This is a genomic window from Janthinobacterium sp. GW460-12-1-14-LB5 (genome assembly GCF_059423585.1).
On sequence record NZ_JBWKYD010000024.1, the window covers coordinates 44478 to 62358 of the forward strand.

At 65.9% G+C, this 17881-nt stretch carries 14 protein-coding genes; 10 read left to right on the plus strand and 4 right to left on the minus strand.

The window, feature by feature from the left end; genetic code table 11:
• The first annotated feature begins 90 nt into the window (after positions 1-90).
• From AC07X6_RS22510 to AC07X6_RS22530, 5 genes are all read left to right on the plus strand, one after another.
• On the plus strand, positions 91-2589 hold the full coding sequence (locus AC07X6_RS22510) for a TonB-dependent siderophore receptor (RefSeq protein ID WP_494792452.1): 2499 nt from the start codon (positions 91-93) through the stop codon (positions 2587-2589).
• 74 nt (positions 2590-2663) lie between these two features.
• Positions 2664-3032, plus strand: coding sequence for a hypothetical protein (locus AC07X6_RS22515; protein ID WP_494792453.1), 369 nt, complete (start codon positions 2664-2666; stop codon positions 3030-3032).
• Positions 2999-3685, plus strand: a complete 687-nt coding sequence (locus AC07X6_RS22520; RefSeq protein WP_494792454.1) for a hypothetical protein — start codon at positions 2999-3001, stop codon at positions 3683-3685. The genes AC07X6_RS22515 and AC07X6_RS22520 overlap by 34 nt, the downstream gene beginning before the upstream one ends.
• A gap of 362 nt (positions 3686-4047) precedes the next feature.
• On the plus strand, positions 4048-7755 hold the full coding sequence (locus AC07X6_RS22525) for a PAS domain S-box protein (protein WP_494792455.1): 3708 nt from the start codon (positions 4048-4050) through the stop codon (positions 7753-7755).
• Positions 7756-7768: 13 nt separating this feature from the next.
• Positions 7769-8764 carry a response regulator gene (locus AC07X6_RS22530; protein WP_494792456.1) on the plus strand — a complete coding sequence of 332 codons (996 nt, stop codon included), beginning with the start codon at positions 7769-7771 and terminating at the stop codon, positions 8762-8764.
• A gap of 11 nt (positions 8765-8775) precedes the next feature.
• On the opposite strand, the gene AC07X6_RS22535 is transcribed toward AC07X6_RS22530, so the two are convergent.
• The 4 genes from AC07X6_RS22535 to AC07X6_RS22550 all read right to left on the minus strand — a co-directional run bounded on the left by AC07X6_RS22535 (position 8776) and on the right by AC07X6_RS22550 (position 12889).
• Positions 8776-9456 (minus strand): RES family NAD+ phosphorylase, encoded by a 681-nt coding sequence (locus tag AC07X6_RS22535; protein ID WP_494792457.1) that lies wholly within the window; start codon positions 9454-9456, stop codon positions 8776-8778.
• Between the two features lie 6 nt (positions 9457-9462).
• Positions 9463-10107, minus strand: a complete 645-nt coding sequence (locus AC07X6_RS22540; RefSeq protein WP_494792458.1) for a hypothetical protein — start codon at positions 10105-10107, stop codon at positions 9463-9465.
• 117 nt (positions 10108-10224) lie between these two features.
• Positions 10225-12099: an esterase/lipase family protein gene (locus tag AC07X6_RS22545; RefSeq protein WP_494792459.1), complete on the minus strand. Its 1875-nt coding sequence runs from the start codon at positions 12097-12099 to the stop codon at positions 10225-10227.
• A 13-nt stretch (positions 12100-12112) separates the two neighbouring features.
• Entirely contained in the window at positions 12113-12889 is a 777-nt protein-coding gene (locus AC07X6_RS22550) for a DUF481 domain-containing protein (protein WP_474291561.1), read from the minus strand.
• A gap of 238 nt (positions 12890-13127) precedes the next feature.
• On the opposite strand from AC07X6_RS22550, the gene AC07X6_RS22555 reads away from it, so the two are divergent.
• From AC07X6_RS22555 to hemB, 5 genes are all read left to right on the plus strand, one after another.
• Complete coding sequence (locus AC07X6_RS22555; protein ID WP_494792460.1) at positions 13128-13529, plus strand: hypothetical protein; 402 nt, start codon at positions 13128-13130, stop codon at positions 13527-13529.
• Positions 13530-13626: 97 nt separating this feature from the next.
• Positions 13627-14313, plus strand: a complete 687-nt coding sequence (locus AC07X6_RS22560) for a winged helix-turn-helix domain-containing protein (RefSeq protein ID WP_230502901.1) — start codon at positions 13627-13629, stop codon at positions 14311-14313.
• Positions 14306-15658 (plus strand): sensor histidine kinase, encoded by a 1353-nt coding sequence (locus AC07X6_RS22565; RefSeq protein WP_494792461.1) that lies wholly within the window; start codon positions 14306-14308, stop codon positions 15656-15658. The genes AC07X6_RS22560 and AC07X6_RS22565 overlap by 8 nt, the downstream gene beginning before the upstream one ends.
• A gap of 163 nt (positions 15659-15821) precedes the next feature.
• Entirely contained in the window at positions 15822-16724 is a 903-nt protein-coding gene (locus AC07X6_RS22570) for a VirK/YbjX family protein (RefSeq protein ID WP_494792462.1), read from the plus strand.
• 112 nt (positions 16725-16836) lie between these two features.
• A complete protein-coding gene (hemB, locus tag AC07X6_RS22575; RefSeq protein ID WP_070218449.1) occupies positions 16837-17811 on the plus strand; it encodes a porphobilinogen synthase in 975 nt (324 codons plus the stop codon).
• The last annotated feature ends 70 nt before the right edge of the window (positions 17812-17881 follow it).

Consider the following 17881-nt stretch of genomic DNA (forward strand, 5'->3'; position numbering starts at 1 on the left):
CCGCCATGCGCATTTTCCCTGTCCCTTTTTTCGGATTGCTTCGTCATACAAGATAGAGAACGAACAATCCGAACCATCGAAAGGGTTTACATGGCTGTGCAGCACCGCTTATTTTCACCGTGGACGCCACCCGCGCTCCATCCCGCCACCGGCGCCGTGCGCGCCGCGCTGGCCGTGTTCCTCGCCATGGGCGCGGCCGGCGCCACTTTGCCGCAAATGGCGCTGGCGGCCGAGGCCAGCCCCGCCGCCGCCGTGCGCGAGTACAGCATTCCCGCCGGCAACCTGCGCGAAGCGCTGGCCTCGTTTGCCATCGCCGCCGGCGTGAACCTGTCCACGCAGGGCGTGGCGCTGGACGGCCTGGCGACGCCGGGCTTGCAGGGCCGCCATGGCGTCATGGCCGGTTTGCAAACGTTGCTGCAAGGCAGCGGACTCGAAGTGGCGGACGGCGGCAAGGGCAACTACCTGTTGCGAAAAATCAAGACCAGCACGGCCGATGGCGGCCTGGCCAGCATGCCCGCCGTGGTCGTCAGCGCGGAGGCGGATCGCGCCACGGAAGGCACGGGCTTGTACACATCGCGCAATATGTCGACGGCCACGGGCCTGAACCTGTCGCAGCGCCACACGCCGCAAACGGTCAGCGTCATTTCGCGCCAGCAGATGGAAGATTTCGATATGACCACCTTGCAGGATGTGGCGCGCGCCACGCCCGGTATCTATGGCAAGACGCAGGGCGTGTCCGACCAGGAAACCCGGTATTTTGCGCGCGGCTTTGCCTTGAGCCACATCAATGTCGATGGCTTGCCGCTCGATGTCACGGATTTCAATGAGCGCAACGTCTCGGCCGACATGCTGATGTATGACAGGGTGGAAGTGGTGCGCGGCGCCACCGGCCTGATGGAAGGGGCGGGCGCGCCGTCGGGCAGCATCAACATGATACGCAAGCGCCCCACGGCCACGCCCCTGCTGAATGCGTCCGTGCACGCGGGAAGCTGGCAGGACCGGCAGTTGACGGTGGACGCCAGCAATGCCCTGAACGCGTCGGGCAGCGTGCGTGGGCGCGTGGCGGCCAGTCTGCGCGACAGCGACAGCTTCGTCGACGTGGTGGGCAACAAGAACGGCACCGTGTATGCGATTCTGGAGGCGGACCTGTCGCCGTCGACCACGGCCGCCATCGGCTTTTCGCGCCAGCACAGCCGCACCGACGGCGTGTTCGTCGGCTTGCCCACGTTTGCCGATGGCCGCCACATGGACTTGCCCCGCTCGACCTTCCTGAACAATGCCGACTCGTTCCAGAAGCGCGACAACAACGTCGTCTTCGCCGATGTGGAAACACAGCTGGAGAAGGGCTGGCGCAGCCGCTTCGCCATCACGCATATCGATGCCTCGTCGAGCACGCGCAATACCACCAACAGCCGCGTCGCTGGCGAAACGTTTTTGCTGGAACAGTCGGAAACGGGCTGGAAGTACAACACGCAGCAAGTGGTGGCGGACTGGCGCCTGAGCGGTCCCGTCACCTGGTTCGGCCGCCGGCATGACGTCATCGTCGGCGCCAGCTACCGTCATGACGATTCGGACGCGGCCCAGAGCTGGGAAGGCGCGCAAACGCGCGTGTTCGATCTGCGCCACTGGAATCCCCATGCCTACCCGATGCGCGGCGCGCCATTCGAGCCCTTTAACTGGGGCCGCAAGACGGACGAGAAGGGGATTTATGCGGCGGGCAACTTCAGCCTGGCCGATCCGCTGCGCCTGGTGCTGGGCGGGCGCTTCGGCTGGTATGCGCAGGATGTCACGGGCTGGTATGCCACCAATCCGGCGTGGCGCCGCAGCCTGACGGAAAACGCGAAGTTTACGCCGTACGCGGGCCTCGTCTACGACCTGGACCGGCACCATTCCGTGTATGCGAGCGGCACGCAGATCTTCGAGCCGCAAAGCGTGCTCGATGTAAAAGGCAATACCTTGCCGCCGTTGAGCGGCACCAACCTGGAAGCGGGCGTCAAGGGAGAGTATTTCGGCGGCAGGCTCAACGCCAGCGGCGCCTTGTTCCGCATCAAACAGAACAACCGCGCCATGACCGATGAAGTCAATTGCCCCACGGGCGGCGCCATCTATTGCGCCCGCGCGGCCGGGCAGGTGCAAAGCGAAGGCGTCGACTTGCAACTCTCGGGCTCGCCATTGCCGGGCTGGCAGATCGCGGGCGGCTACACCTATGTGCTGGCCAAGTACACGAAAGACAGCGTGGCCGCCAACGTCGGCCAGCGCATCGCCACGGACGAGCCGAAGCAATTGTTCAAGCTGTACACGACTGTGCAGCTGCGCGGCAGCCTGGAAAAATGGAACCTGGGCGCCTCCGTGACTGCGCAGGACAAGATCGAGCGCCGCGACAAGGCTTACCTGACGCAGCAGGGCGGCTACGCCATCGTCGGGCTGACGGCTGGCTACCGCATCAGCGAGCAGCTGCAGTTGCGCGTGAATATCGATAACGTGCTCGACCGCCGCTACTACCAGGCGCTCGGCTATTCCTGGTCGGGCGGGCTGGAACGCTACGGCGCGCCGCGCAGCGTGCTGGTTTCGCTGAACTACAAGCTGTAGCGGCTGCGCCAGCAGAGCGCGCCCGGCCGGGCGCCTCTGCTACACTGCCGCCGTCTTTATCTTTTCACTCTGCCATGACCGCCATCCCTGTCCTTACGCCCCTGAAAAGCGCCTTCCAGCAATCGCGCGCCGAAAATAACATCGAGCTGATCCTGCCTGAACTGCTGGCCGCGCAATTGCACGTCGTTATCGGCGGGCAAAGCGAGCAGATCGACCTGTTCCTCGTGCCGTCGCCGAACCCGGAGCGCCGCTGCGTGACGGTGGCGGAAGACCTGGCCTTCCTGGCCGGCATCAACTTTCCCAAGATTCCCGTCACGGGCGCACAGCTGATCGCCTCGATTCCCGCCGAGATCGAAATCGTCATCCTGCATGGCGATGGCGCCAATTACCTGACGCGCGAGCAACTGGCGTGGTTCCGCGGCATGCTGGCGCCGACCGCTTGAGCGGGGAGCTGGGACCCAGGCTGAAGCCGGCGCGCGCGGAATGGATCTGCTTTGCGCCAGCCGACGATGCCGCGGCCCAGGCGGCGCTGATGGCGGACATGCGTCCCGTGCTGTCGCGCAGCGTGCTGCTGGCCGGCTGCGCGCTGATCCTCGCCTTTGTCGGGCAAGCCGTCTGGCGCGACGTGCCGTACGCGGGCGAGGCAGTGTTGTTCGGTCCGCTGGCTCTGGCCGCCTGGATCGCGGGCCTGGTGCTGTTTCCCGGACGCGCTTTGCTCTTTCATGTGGAACTTGGCGATGCGGGCCTGTTGCTGCGGCGCCATGCGCGGCGCCTGCCCGGCTGGGATAAAAGCGTGCAGCTGGAGTTGGCGCAGCTGCAGCGGCTGGACGTGGTCACGTATGCGGGCGCATTGCAGGTCTATCGGACCCCGGCACCGCTGGCGCGCATGGAGCTGCTGCTCTACACGACTCTCGCGGACTGTCCGCTGATCCGCGTGGTGGGCCTGAACTTGCCTGTGCCGCAGCGCTGGACGCTGTGCCAGATCAAGGAGGAACTGAGCCGCCGCTGTAGACTGGCCGGTATCCCTGTCCGCGAGACGGCTGGGCCGATCAGCCAGGAATCCGCGGCCATCCGCGCGCGCTGGCCGCAGGAGTAGGCGCAGACGGGCCAGTGTCGCATCGCCGCCGCAATAACTATCATTTTTGATAACTGTATTGCTGAAGTCCTATGAATATGTTCGCAAAGCAACTATACTCATGGCTCTTTAAAAAATCATCGTCACGCTGGCGGCCAGACATCCGCGCCAGAGTTCGTACGCATTCCGCTTTTTCACTCTGTAAAAAGCACCTTTCCCCCGCGCGGCAGGCGCGGGCGTGATGACCGAGCCTTGCCCTGGTCGACTGCTACCGTTGTCATTTCCGCTGTGTTGCCGCTTTAGTAAAAGGCGTGGCGCCGGCGCGCGCGGTGCGCCGTCATGTTTTGCGACGTCACGTTTCACTCTATTGAGTTCACGACAGTATGCTGAGTTCCATCTTTGCCGTATCGGACGATACCTTGCCGTATATCTATGGCACGCACAATGTCTGGCTGGTGCTGTTTTCCATCGCTATCGCCATCTTCGCCTCGTTCATGGCCTTGCAGATCGCCGGCATGGCGCGCAGCAGCGAGCGGGGATTCCAGCGCCAGACGGCCATCATCACGGGCGCCATCGCGCTGGGCGGCGGCATCTGGTCGATGCACTTCATCGGCATGCTGGCTTTCGACATCTGCACGCGCGTGTCCTTCGAACCGGGCCTGACCCTGCTGTCCATGCTGCCAGGCGTGGCGGCCTCGTGGGTGGCGCTGCACTTGCTGGCGCGCCCGCGCATCAGCTGGCGCCAGCTGGTGGTGGGCGGCGTGCTCGTCGGCGTGGGCATCGGTTCCATGCATTACAGCGGCATGGCCGCCATGCAGACTTCGCTGACCCTGCATTACCAGCCCTGGCTGTTCGCCCTGTCGCTGCTGGTGGCCGTCGTCATGGCCATGCTGGCGCTGTGGATACGCTTCGGCCTGAGCGCCATGCGTTTGCGCCTGGGTCCCCTGGCGTCCTTGTTTGCCAGCAGTGTCGTCATGGGGCTGGCCATTTCCGGGATGCATTACACCGGCATGCTGGCGGCGCGCTTTTCCGGCACGCCCACGGCGGGCGACAATACGATTACCGTGCAAGCCTCGTTCGTGGCCCTGGCCGTGGCCCTGATCACCGTCACCCTGACGGTGTTTGTCGCCGCCGCGAACGGCTTGCTGCGCTACCGTCAGCTGCTGCGCCACGCCAGTGCCAGCGAATCGCGGCTGCGCGCCATTGTCGATACGGCCGCCGACGGCTTGATCACCATCGATGGCCAGGGCAAGGTGCGCTCCTTCAATCCCGCCGCGGAAAGCCTGTTCGGCTGGCGCGAAGCGGAGATCGTCGGGCGCGACGCCAGCGTGCTGCTGCAGCCGGCCGACGCGGCCGAATACGAGGGTTATCTGCGCGACTACCTGGAAACGGGCGCCTCGCGCATCCTCGACAGCGGACGCGAACTCGATGGCTGCCACAAGGATGGCGCCGTGCTGCCCATGCGCGTGGCGATCGGCAAGATCGACACGCCGGGCCAGCCCCTGTTCGTGGCCTTCGTCACGGACATGCGTTCTTCGCGCAGCATGGAGCAGGCGCTGAAGGACAGCGAGCGCCAGTACCGCACCCTGATCCGCAATATCCCGGGCGTCTCCTTCCACTGCAGCTTCGCGCCCGAATGGAAGATGATTTTCATCAGCGACGCCGTCTTCAACCTGACGGGCTGGATGCCGCAGGACTTCATCGAAGGGCGGGTCAGGCTGTTCGACCTCGTGCATCCGGACGACCGCCAGCGCGTCAACGACACCTGCGTGCAGGCGGCCGGCGAACAGCGCGACTTCGAGAACGTCTACCGCATGCTCCACCGCGACGGGCGCGAGCGCTGGGTGCGCGAAAGCAGCGGCCCCGTGCTCGACAACGACGGCGTGGTGCGCTGGATCGACGGCGTCATCCTCGACATCACGGAAAGCGAATTGCGCAACGCCGAATACGAAGGCAAGGTGACGGCCATTTCGCGCGCGACGGCCGTCGCGGAGTTCGACCTGCAGGGGCGCATCCTGGAAGTGAACCAGAACTTCCTCGACCTGGTCGGCTACCGGCTCGAGGACGTGCTGGGCCTGCACCACAGCATCTTCTGCGAACCTGCCCACGTGACCTCGCCCGACTACATCGCGTTCTGGCAGCACCTGGCGGGCGGCGAATTCAATACGGGCGAGTACAAGCGCATCGGCAAGGATGGCAGGGAAGTGTGGATACAGGCCTCGTACAACCCGATCTTCAACACGGACGGCAAGCCGTTCAAGGTGGTCAAGCTGGCCACCGACGTGAGCGAACGGCGCGCCATGCAGGAAAACCTGCGCGCGGCGAAAGACCGCGCCGAGCTGGCCGCCGAATCGAAGACCAGCTTCCTGGCCAACATGAGCCATGAGATCCGCACGCCGATGAACGCCATCATCGGCTTTACGGAAGTGCTGCTGGGGACGGCCCTGGACAGCCTGCAGCGCCGCCATCTGGGCACGGTGCGCCAATCGGCCCGTTCCCTGCTCGAACTGCTCAACGACATCCTCGACACGGCCAAGCTGGAAAAGGGCGCCACCGAGCTGGAACTGGTGGACTTCTCGCTGCCCGACCTGGTCGACCACGTGGCCGCGTCCCTGCGCGTCACGGCGCATGCGCGCGACCTGGTGCTGCATGTCGATGTCGATCCCGGCATGGGCCAGTTCTTCCTGGGCGACGCGCGCCGCGTGCAGCAGGTGCTGACGAATCTGATCGGCAACGCCGTCAAGTTCACGGAAGTGGGCCATGTGCGCGTCGCCGTCGACATGCAGGGAGATCAAGTCCACATCGCCGTGCACGACACGGGCATCGGTATCCCCGCCGACCGCCTGGACAAGATCTTTGCGCCATTCACGCAAGCCGATTCCTCGATGAGCCGGCGTTTTGGCGGCACGGGCCTGGGCACGACGATTTCGCTGCAGCTAGTCGAACTGATGGGTGGCACCATCACCGTGGAAAGCACCTTGGGCGTGGGCAGCGTGTTCCACGTGCTGCTGCCGCTGGCGCCGGGCAAGGCCGTGGCGCGCCGCAGCGAGCAGCCCGTGGTGGCCTTGCCGCCGCTGCGCATCCTGGCGGCCGACGACGTGCCGCAGAACGTGGAGCTGCTCCTGATCAGCCTGGGCGCGGCCGGCCACCAGGTGATCGCCGCCAGCGATGGCGAGAGCGCGGTGCGCGAGTTCAGCAAGGGCAGCTTCGACATCGTCCTGATGGACGTGCAGATGCCGCGCATGGATGGCCTGGAAGCGACGCGCCTGATCCGCGTGTTCGAGCGCGAGCAGGGTTTGAAGGCGACGCCCATCATCGCCCTGACGGCCAGCGTGCTGGAACAGGACCGGCGCGCCGCGCAGACGGCCGGCATGAACGGTTTCGCCTCGAAGCCGCTGGAAATGCACAAGCTGACGGCGGAAATCGCCCGTCTGCTCGATATCGCCGTGGCCAAGCCGCCGCCGGCGACCGGCGCGGCGGCGCGTGCGGCCGACGGCCAGGTCGACTGGCAGCGCGGCATCGCCCTGTGGGGCGGCCGCGAAGCCTTGCAGCGGGCTATCGGCCGTTTCGTGCAGGCCAATGGCGATTGCGCCGCCATGCTGGCGGCGGAACTGGAGCGCGGCGGCAGCAGCGTGGCGGGCCACCTGCTGCACCGTATCAAGGGCGCGGCGGGCAATTTGTGCCTGGTGCAGGTCGAAAGCCTGCTGGGACGCATCGAGCAGGCGATTGCGCGCCAGCTGCCGGCCACCGAATTGCTGCTGCAGCTGGCGGCCGCCTTCCTGGCGCTGGCCGGCGAGCTGGAAGAAGTTGGGATGCCCGCCGTGGCCATGCAGGCGCCGGCCGCCAGCGCGCCGCTCGATGCGCCTGCCGCTGGCGCCTTGCTGCGGCAAGCCATCGCCAGCCTGGAAGGCGGGCAGCTGGACGATGCCCTGATGGCGCGGATCGCCGCCATGCTGGCGCCGCATGGCCAGCAGCAGCGCCTGCAGGCGCTGGCCAGCGCCATCGACGACTTTGAATTTGCGCGTGCCGCGGGCGTGCTGCGCCAGCTGCTGGCGTGGCTGGAAGCACCAGCGCCTGCCGACCTTTCCTGATATTGGACTGACGATGACCTTACACGAAGACAAACCGATCCTGCTGCTGGTCGACGATGAAGCGACGAATCTGCAGGTGCTGCGCCAGATTTTGCAGGACGATTACCGCCTGCTGTATGCCAAGGATGGCGAGAAGGCGCTGGAACTGGCGCAGAACAATCCCGTCGAACTGATCCTGCTCGACATCATGATGCCCGCGATGACGGGCTATGAGGTGTGCCGCCAGCTCAAAGCCATGCCGGCCACGGCCTCCATCCCCGTCATTTTTGTGACCGCCCTGTGCGACGTGAAGGACGAGGCGGACGGTTTTGACGCGGGCGCCGTCGACTACATCACGAAACCCGTCAGCCCGCCCATCGTGCGCGCCCGCGTGCGCACGCACTTGTCGCTGGTCGACGCCGAGGAATTGCGCCGCTCGCGCCTGCAGGTGATCCAGACCCTGGGCCAGGCGGCCGAATACAAGGACAACGAGACGGGCATGCACGTCATCCGCATGAGCTATTACGCGCGCCAGCTGGCGCTGGCGGCCGGCTACAGCGCGGGCAGGGCGGAAGATTTATTGAATGCGGCCCCCATGCACGACGTGGGCAAGATCGGCATCCCCGACGCCATCCTGCAAAAGCCGGGCAAGCTCGATGCGGACGAATGGAACGTCATGCGCCGCCACGCGGAAATCGGTGCGGCCATCATCGGCGAGCACGCGGGCGGCCTGTTGAAAATGGCGCGCACCATCGCCCTGACGCACCACGAGAAATGGGACGGCAGCGGCTATCCGCAAGGCCTCAAAGGCGAAGAAATTCCCCACGAAGGCCGCATCGTCGCCATCGCCGACGTCTTCGACGCCCTCACCAGCGAGCGCCCCTACAAGCCCGCCTGGACGGTGCCGGACGCGATCGCCACCATGCAGCGCGACAGCGGCACGCATTTCGATCCGCTGCTGCTGGCGCTGTTCATCGAACACTTGCCGGCCATGCTGGAAATCAAGGACAAGTGGCGCGAGCCGGCGTAGGGAGCATCAGCTCAGGGTGGGTCCACGCGCAGGCGGTCGGCCAGCAAGCGCGGATATGCTTCAGTGTCGCCGAATGGCAGCTGTGAGCACGCCATGCTTGTCCCCAATGTTGTCATCTGGCGAGAAGAAATCGCATAGGCAAGTTTGCCGGGTTGTCGGCGCGATGGATACACGAAGCCGTGAATCGCGCCTGCCTCCTGTGCAATGATCTGGTCCAGCTGCCAGCCCAGCCACTGGCACCAGCCGTGATCGGGGCTGTGCAATTGATCGTAAATGCCCAGCCGGCTGGCGGCCAGCCCGGTCAGGTCGAGCAATTGCAGCGGGGCGCTGAATGACAAGGTCGCGATCAGGGCTTGCTCCGCCCGGTGTGCGATGTAAAACGTGCCCGGGCGCGTTACGTCGTTTTGGCAAAGCTGGGCTTCCCAGGCCGCCGTGTAGGCATCGTCCGCAAGATACGCCCAGTGATAGGGGAAGCCAGCCGCATCTGCCAGCTCGGCGGGCGGGCCGAAGCGGTAGGTGCGCTGGACTTTCAACGGCCAGATCGATGCCGTGTTCCATGCCGCGCGCACCAGGACCTGGCCTGCTGGATGGGTGATGCTATGACTCAGTAATTCAGCGCGCAACGATGCCAGCGCCGGCAGGCGCGCGGTCATTTCTGGCGGGACAGGCGTATCTTTCAGTTGCAGCGTCATGCGGGGCTAGCCTACGATATCGGCCATGCCCCTATGCTGCCACTTCGCTGCCGCAAGCACCTTGCGCAATCTCTCGCTGGCTGGCAAATCCAGCAGCGTTTGCTGACTGGGATGCACTTCGGCCCGCGTTTCGAACGATTTGCCTGCGAGCAGCTCTGCCGGCGACAGTTCGTTGAGTTCGTCGGCGCTGCTGACCCAGAAGGCATGGATGTCACTACCGGGCTGGCCGGCGAGGATGGCCAGCACGGGCGCGATCAGTTCCGGCACGGGCTGGACAAATTGCCACGCCGGAAACTCCTTGCCGATACTGCGTCCCTTGGGCGTCACGCAATAGAACCGCTGGCTTTCCACGGCGCGATACAGCGACGCTTGCGACAGTGCCAGCCATCCTTGCCCAATGACATCGGAAACCTTGAGTTTTGCCACGGGAAGCTGCAGCGGTATCGATGGCGGGGCGGCGCGCAGCGAGGCGCGCGCCGCATCGAGCGCGCGCGTGGCCAGGTCGATCAGGCGCTCGCGCTCGGGACCTTGCGCCACTATGTCGAGTTGTGCGCTCACCAATTGCGAGAATTGCTCCACTACCCGCAGGTCGTTGTCGGTCCATTCCTGGCGCTCGGGCGCCAGGGTGTCGTGATGCAGATGCGCTGTCATGTTCGCTCCTCGGGTATATGCGCCAGGCGTATTACACACAAGATTATCATGTTTCGCAACTTTATCAAGCGAGAAGTGCATGTTTCCTGCATCAGACAGCGAGATATACGCGGCCGATCAGGGCAAGCTGTCCGGCAGCCGCAAAATCCGCCGTATCTCCAGAATCGCCTGCGGGCTTTCCTGCACGCTGTGCCAGGACGGAATGACTTTTTCCGACAGCGCGCCGTCGAGGTGGGCGCTGGCGTAGGGCACCACGCCGTCGCTCGATTCCGCCAGGGGCAGGTCCGGCGTGTCGTTGCCCATGATGGAGTAGTAGCGCACTTTCGGGCTGATGGGCAGGTCGGCCACCAGGCGCACGAACGGGTCCTTGTCGCTGAGGTTATCGATGCTGTTGGGGATGCGCAGCGGCTCGCTGCTGCCCGTGTCGAGCTGCGCCAGGCTGCCGGCCGCGTCGGACAGCTGCTCGAGCATGTTGATGGGCAAGGTGATCAGGTTGGCGATCCAGCGCGCCACCTTGTGGTTGGCGAACGAGGTGCCGCGGTGCGGCGCGGCGATGAAGATGGCGCGGTTCACCTGCGGCATGGCCGTGAAATTGAGGTAGGGCGCCAGTCCGGCGCGCACTTTTTCCGCCTTCTTGCCCTTCAAATTGTATTCTTCCGTGATGGCGTCGAGCAGGGTGTTGCTGGCGTCGGACACCATCAGGCGCGCCAGCACGCCGCCCATGCTGTGGCCGATCAAGACCATCTCGTTCGCTGCCGTCGCCTTGCCAGCCGGGTCGAACTGCGCCAGGGTGGCGGCCAGCGCCTTGCGGATGGCGGCATTGTTGGCGGCCAGCGGCGCATTGCTCGGGTAGTACACCTGCCAGATCTGGTAGCGGCGGCGCAGCTGTTCGTCGCCCATCAGTTCATTCGCCACGTTGATCCACGCTTCCGGGCTGCTGGCCAGGCCGTGCAGCATGACGATGGTGCGCTTGTTCGGGTCATACGGCTGCATCAGGTGCACCTGCGGGCGCGAAATGCCGTCGGCGCGGCCGAACAGGGTGCGCAGCGCCTGCACGCCGAAGCCGGAACGGGCCAGCCACAGGCCATAGCCGGCCGTGAAATTGGCCGCCACGGGCAGTTCCTGGCCCGCCATGCGCGTCGATTCGCTGCGCGTCGGGTCGACCAGCATCACCAGCAGCTGCTGCGTGGCCAGTACTTCTTGCAGGCTGTTGCCGTCGAAGCGGATCAGCGCCGTGACGACGGGGAAGCGCGTCTCCTGGTACGGCACGTACTCGCCTTGCGGCGCCTGGGGCTTGGGCATGACGGCCACCAGGTCGGCGCCGAAGCCGTCGCGCCGGTACACATTGCGCAGGCCGGAAAACGACAGCGAGGTGGCCGGCAGCAGTTCTTCGGGCAGGGTGCCGTCTTCGGGCAGGCGCAGGGCCGACAGTTCGCTGTCGATGTGCCAGCCGGCGACGCGGATCACATGGCCGTCCGGCCTGTATTCGCCGCGGTGGCGGAACAGGTTGCCGACGGCCTTTTGCACGGCATAGTTATAGTAGTCGCGGATTTGCGTCTGGCGCTCCTCGAAGGCGCGCTGGCCCGGCGTGCGCGTCGTGTAGAACAGGTAGGCGTAGGCATAGCGGGCCGATTCGAGCCAGGCGGCCAGGCGCTCGGCGCTGGGGTGGCCGCCCTGTTTTTCTTCCGCCAGCGCGCTTTCCAGCCATAATTCGGAGAGCGTCGCCAGGCGCTGCTCGTCGCTGAGCAGCTCGGAGCGGGCCAGGTCGGCACGGCAGCTGCCCGTATTCGCTTCGCAGGCGGCGATGTCGCTGCCGATGATGCGCAGCACCTCGCTGGCCGAGGCGCTGAGTTTGCCCGTGGTGAGGATGTCGCCGCGCCGTTGCTGCAGGTAGTCGGCAGGGGAAATGGCGCTGACGGTGACGGCGGCGCAGCCGCTCAGCAGCGCCGCCGCGCACAGGAGGGCGCATACGCGCAGACGCCGCATCAGCATGGCCGGTCCGCGCCTAGAACGAGTAGACCAGGGTCAGCGACGTTTGCGTATCCGTATTCTTCTTGTCGTCCGGTACGCGCGTGTCGTTGCGGGCGCTGAAGGCGGCCTTCATCTGCATGGTGCCGTTGATCTTCGTGCTGAGGGCCGTTTCGGCGATCGAGTGGGTGTTCGAGGTGCCCCGTTCCACGCTGACCGTCTGGGTGAACATGGCCGACTGGCTGATTTTCCACTTCATGGCGGCCGCGCCGCGCACTGTCAGGCCGTGTTCCGATTCGCCCGCGTCGTTGGTGCCGCTGAAATAGCCAGGACCGACTTCCACGTCGACGCTCTTGTCGCTCGACTGGTACCAGCGCGAGCCATGACCGACGGCCAGGGTCGAGTATTTGGTGTAGGCGCCGAACTTGTCGTTCACGTGCGAGGCCAGCACGAACAGTTTTTCATGGTCGGCCATCAGCTTGTAGGCGGCCTTGGCGGAGGCGGAAAAGCGTTCGGCCGAGCGCTCGCGCACCTTCTTGCCGTCGTCGTCGGTAGTTTCGTCTTCCTTGAAGTAGCCGCTGAAGATGTACTGGTTGCTCCAGTCGTCGAGTTCCTGGCGCGCGTCGATCTTGCCCGTGACGGAGGTGCCGACAGTGTTGCCCGAGGTGGTGATGGCGCCCAGTTCGGCGGAAGTGCTCCAGCTGCCGATGGGGATTTCATCGAACAGCATGCTTTGCTTGGTGTCCGCGGCGGCGGCGCCGCCGCAGGTAATGGCCATGGCCAGCGCCAGTGCGAGAGAGTGGGTCGATTTCATGGCTATATTTGTCTGTGGCGCGCGCCGGGCGTGCCTGATGTTCGTTAATGGCAGGGGTGGCGATGCAGGCCGCGGCAAGCCGGGCGGCGCCGATAAAACATGCGCGCGCGGGCGCGGCCAAACATTGTCGAGGCTGTATTGTACCCGACCCCGTCAACGTTCGCCGCACGCCCCGGCGCGCACGAATGCTGCTATATTGAAGGAAATATTGCAAACCTGGCATGCATGGATAATGACGATGAAAATAGCTTGCAAGCTTGTCACCGCGGTCTGGCTGTGCGTGGCGGCGCAGGCCGGGGCCCAGGCGCTGGACGCGGTCCCGGGAGCGGCACCGGAACCGCAACCGCAACCGGGATCGCAATTGACGCAATCGATGATACGTGACGCCGTGCGTGCCGTGCTGGCCGAAGAGGCGCAGGCGCGCGACGCTTTGCCGCAGCCGGCCATGCAGCAGGTGACGATACGCGCCGACAGAAAATACGAGCAGTTCGCCGCCGCCTTCGCCGAGGCGAAGGTGCCCGACTGCCTGCACGCCGACGGCTTGAAGCGCCAGCCCACCAGCATCGGCCCGATCGGCATCGGCGGCGTGTATGCCTTGCCCTTCGTGGCGATCGCCAGGCTGCGCGGCAAATGTAACTAGCCGGCCGCCGCCTGGCGGCGCACGCCGGGGCTGGCAAGTGGCGCGCGCCTGGCGTATGCTGCGCGTATTTGCTGCCTGAACTTACAAGGAATCCCCCGTGCGCTGCCTGGTCATCGAAGACGAAGCCGAAACTTCCCGTTACATTTGTGCCGGCCTGCGCGAAGCGGGCCACGACGTCACCTCTTGCGACAATGGCATCGACGGCATGCGCCTGGCCTGCGGCGAGGACTGGGATGCGCTGGTGCTCGACCGCCTGCTGCCCGGCGAGATCGACGGCCTGGCCATCGTCGCGCGCCTGCGCGGCATGGGCCGCAACACGCCCGTGCTGGTGCTGTCGGCCCTGTCCAGCGTCGACGAGCGCGTGCGCGGCCTGCGCAGCGGCGGCGATGATTACCTGTCGAAACCGTTCGCCATCGCCGAACTGCTGGCGCGCATCGAGGCGCTGCTGCGCCGCGCCGCGCCCGTGCCCGAATCGACGCAGCTGCAGGTGGCCGACCTGGTGCTCGACATGCGCACCATGCGCGTGACGCGCGCCAACCGGCAAATCGCCCTGCAGCCGCGCGAATTCCGCCTGCTGGAATACCTGATGCGCCACCAGGGCCAGTCCGTCACGCGCGCCATGCTGCTCGAAGCCGTGTGGGACTACCATTTCGACCCGCAGACCAACGTCATCGACGTGCAGGTGAGCCGCTTGCGCACCAAGGTGGACAAGGAATTTTCACCGCCGCTGATCCACACGGTACGCGGCGTCGGCTACACCCTGGGCGTGCTCGACAGTGCGTAACTTGCACCGCTCGATCGCGGCCCGGCTGGCGCTCGGCTATGGCGTGCTGGTGGTGGTGTCGATCAGCATCGTCTGCGCCGTGTTCTATTTCGGCACCATCGGCGTGCTCGATCGCAGCGTGGATCGCAAGCTGACCCTGCTCTCGGAGCGCCTCGCCGCGCTGTACCAGCAGGACGATGCCAGCCGCACGACGGCGGAAATCGCCCATCTGCTGACCGACCGCACCGACAGCGATACGGAAATCTTCCTGCTGGTGGGCGCCGATGGCCGCCGCGTGGCGGGCAATCTGTCGTCCTGGCCCGACCTGGGCAGCCCCGTGGGCCACCTGCTGCACCGCGACGTCACGCGCGAAGGCCGCAGGGTGCCCGCGCGCATGCTGATCCGCGATCTGGAGGGCGGCGCGCGCCTGTTCGTCGGACGCGACATGGAAGAGGGCAAGTCGATCCGCACCCTGGTGCTGCGCTCGCTGGCCTATGGCGGCGGCGTGGCCATCCTGCTGGTGGTGGCGGGCGCCTGGCTGTTCCGGCGCCAGCTCGAGGCGCGCATCGGGCAGATCCGCCGCACGGCGGGCGAGATCGAGGCGGGCGACCTGAGCCGGCGCATTCCCGTCTCCAGCGAGGATGAATTCGGCTTGCTGAGCCGCGACATCAACCGCATGCTCGACCGCATCGAACACCTGATGGAAGGCGTGCGCCACGTGTCGAACGCCATCGCGCACGACTTGCGCACGCCGCTGGGGCGCATCCGCAACAAGCTCGATGGCGCCTTGCGCCAGCAGCAGGGCGTGGCCGGCTACGAGAGCACGGCGCAGGCGGCCATCGACGACATCGACGACCTGACGCGCGTGTTCGACAAGCTGCTGCAGATCGCGGCGGCCGAATCGGGCATGCGTCCCGAGAATTTCGACGACATTGATCTGCATCAGATCGGCGCCGACATCGTGGAAATGTATGAAGCCACGGCCGACGAGCAGGGCGTGCTGCTGGTGCAGATGTATGGCGAGGCCGTGCCGGCGCGCGGCGACCGCAACCTGCTGGGCAGCGCCCTGGCCAGCCTGGTCGACAATGCCATCAAGTACGCGGGGCAGGGCGCCACGGTGGAAGTGTCGGCCGGCAGCGATGAGCAGGGCAGCTGGCTGGCCGTGCGCGACAACGGCCCCGGCGTGCCTGCCGAGGAATTGCCGAAGCTGACGCAGCGCTTTTACCGCCTCGACAAGAGCCGCCATTTGCCCGGCAATGGCCTGGGCCTGTCCATCGTGGCCGCCATCGCGGCCCTGCACGGCGGCAGCCTGGAGATCGAGGATGCGGCGCCGGGCTTGCGCCTGCGTTTGCGGCTGCCGCGCTAGTGTAGCCGGACGGCACATTACCAACTTGTAACCCCCTTCGTTTTCGCCTCCCCCTATCATCCCCTCTACCCGGCGTAGAGCGGCTGCGTGCGCGGCCGCCTGTTCCGGGCTGCCCGCGGCCTGCCGCGGTTTGTCTGTTCCGATCCGTCGCAGAGCCGTTTTCATGCCTACTTTTACCGCCACCGGCGACAACGCCGCGCCGCAACAGGCAGCACCGCGCCAGCATGGCCACCGCCTCAAGGCCGCGCTGGGCGCGCTGGTCTTCCCGCTGCAGCGCGCGCGCTGGCAAGCCTACATCGCCGGCACGCCGGGACTGGCTGCGCTGGCGCAAGCCCATCCCAGCCTGCTGTACAAGATTTACCGCCCCTACGCCAGCCGCCAGCTCGCTTGCGCGGCGCGCGTGGAGCTGCTGCGCGGGCATTACCGCTTCCTGTGGCAGGCGGGCGCGCGGCCGCTGGTGGAATACGCGGCGCGCCGCGCGCTGGTGCTGGCCGCCATCGAGGGCAAGGATGGCGCCACCTACCGCCTGCAGCTGACGGCCATCCACGACAGCCACCGCGAAGGGGAGCTGTGCCTGCGCCTGACGCGCGACGGCGTCTCGCTGTACCTGGCCAGTTTCCTGTTCCGTCCCCAGCCCGGCGGCGGCGCCATCCAGCTGGGTGCCTTGCAGGGCTTGCGCTCTCCCGCCGGCGCGCTGGCGGTGAAGGAAGCCACGCGGGCGCTGCACGGCTGCCGGCCGAAAAACCTGATGGTCGCCGCCTTGCGCGACCTGGGCGATTTTTTCGGCTGCGGCCACCTGGACCTGGTCAGCAACGCCAACCGCATCGCGCTGAACTGGCGCCGGCGCCGCCATATCTCGTGCGACTACGACCTGGCGTGGCGCGAACTGCATGCGCTGCCCACCGGCGACGGCAATTTCCGCCTGCCGTGCGGCCCTTGCCGCATGCCCGACCTGGAGCTGGTGCCGTCGAAAAAGCGGGCGGACGCGCGCCGCCGCGGCGCCATGCTGGTGCAGCTGGCGGCGGACATGCGCTGGCAAGTGGCGGCCCTGTTGCTGCCGCAATGAAAGCGCAGGGCGGCATTTTTTGACCTGCGCGGCTTTTTTGCCGGCCAGCCCGGCGCAAGCGGCGCGATCGGCGTATACTTATCGGCGTTGTTAACCTGAAGCCAGTCACCCCATGCCAGCACAATTCCCCACTTCGCGCATGCGCCGCCTGCGCGCGACCCCGCAACTGCGCGAGCTGTTCCGCGAAACCGAGATCAATCCGCGCGACCTGGTCCTGCCGATCTTCGTCGACGAAGGCAGCAGCGATTTCATCGACATCAAGTCCATGCCCGGCGTGCGCCGCATTCCCGAAGCGAAGCTGGCGCAGGAAATCGAGCGCTATGCGCGCGCCGGTTTGCGCTCCGTCATGACCTTCGGCATTTCGCACCACAAGGACAGCCACGGCACGGACACCCTGAACCCGGACGGCCTGGTGGCCCGCATGTCGCGCATCATCAAGGACGCCGTGCCGGAAATGGTGGTCATGTCCGACACCTGCTTCTGCGAATACACGGACCACGGCCATTGCGGCATCCTGCATGGCGACACGGTCGACAATGACAGCACGGTGCTGAACCTGGGCAAGCAAGCCGTCATCGCGGCCCAGGCGGGCGCCGACATCATCGCGCCATCGGCGGCCATGGATGGCCAGGTGGCGGCCATCCGCAGCGCGCTCGATGCGGCCGGTTTCCACGACACGCCCGTGATGGCGTATTCGACCAAGTTCGCCTCGGGCCTGTACGGCCCATTCCGCGACGCGGCCGGCAGCACACTGAAGGGCGACCGCAAGACCTACCAGATGGATCCGATGAACCGCCGCGAAGCGGTGCGCGAATCCTTGATCGACGAAGCCGAAGGCGCGGACGCGCTGATGGTCAAGCCGGCCGGCGCTTACCTGGACATCATCCGCGACCTGCGCGAAGTGACGCGCCTGCCGATCGGCGCCTACCAGGTCAGCGGCGAATATGCGATGATCAAGTTCGCCGCGCAAGCCGGCGCCATCGACGAGCGCCGCGTGGTGCAGGAAACCCTGGGCGCCATCAAGCGCGCGGGCGCGGACATGATCTTTACGTATTTTGCGATGGATGTGCTGAATAATCCGTATTGAGCCTTGTCTCTGGCGCACAGCTAGCGTCCTTTTTTACCCCAAAGGCAAAGTCTGGGGTGGGACCCTCAGG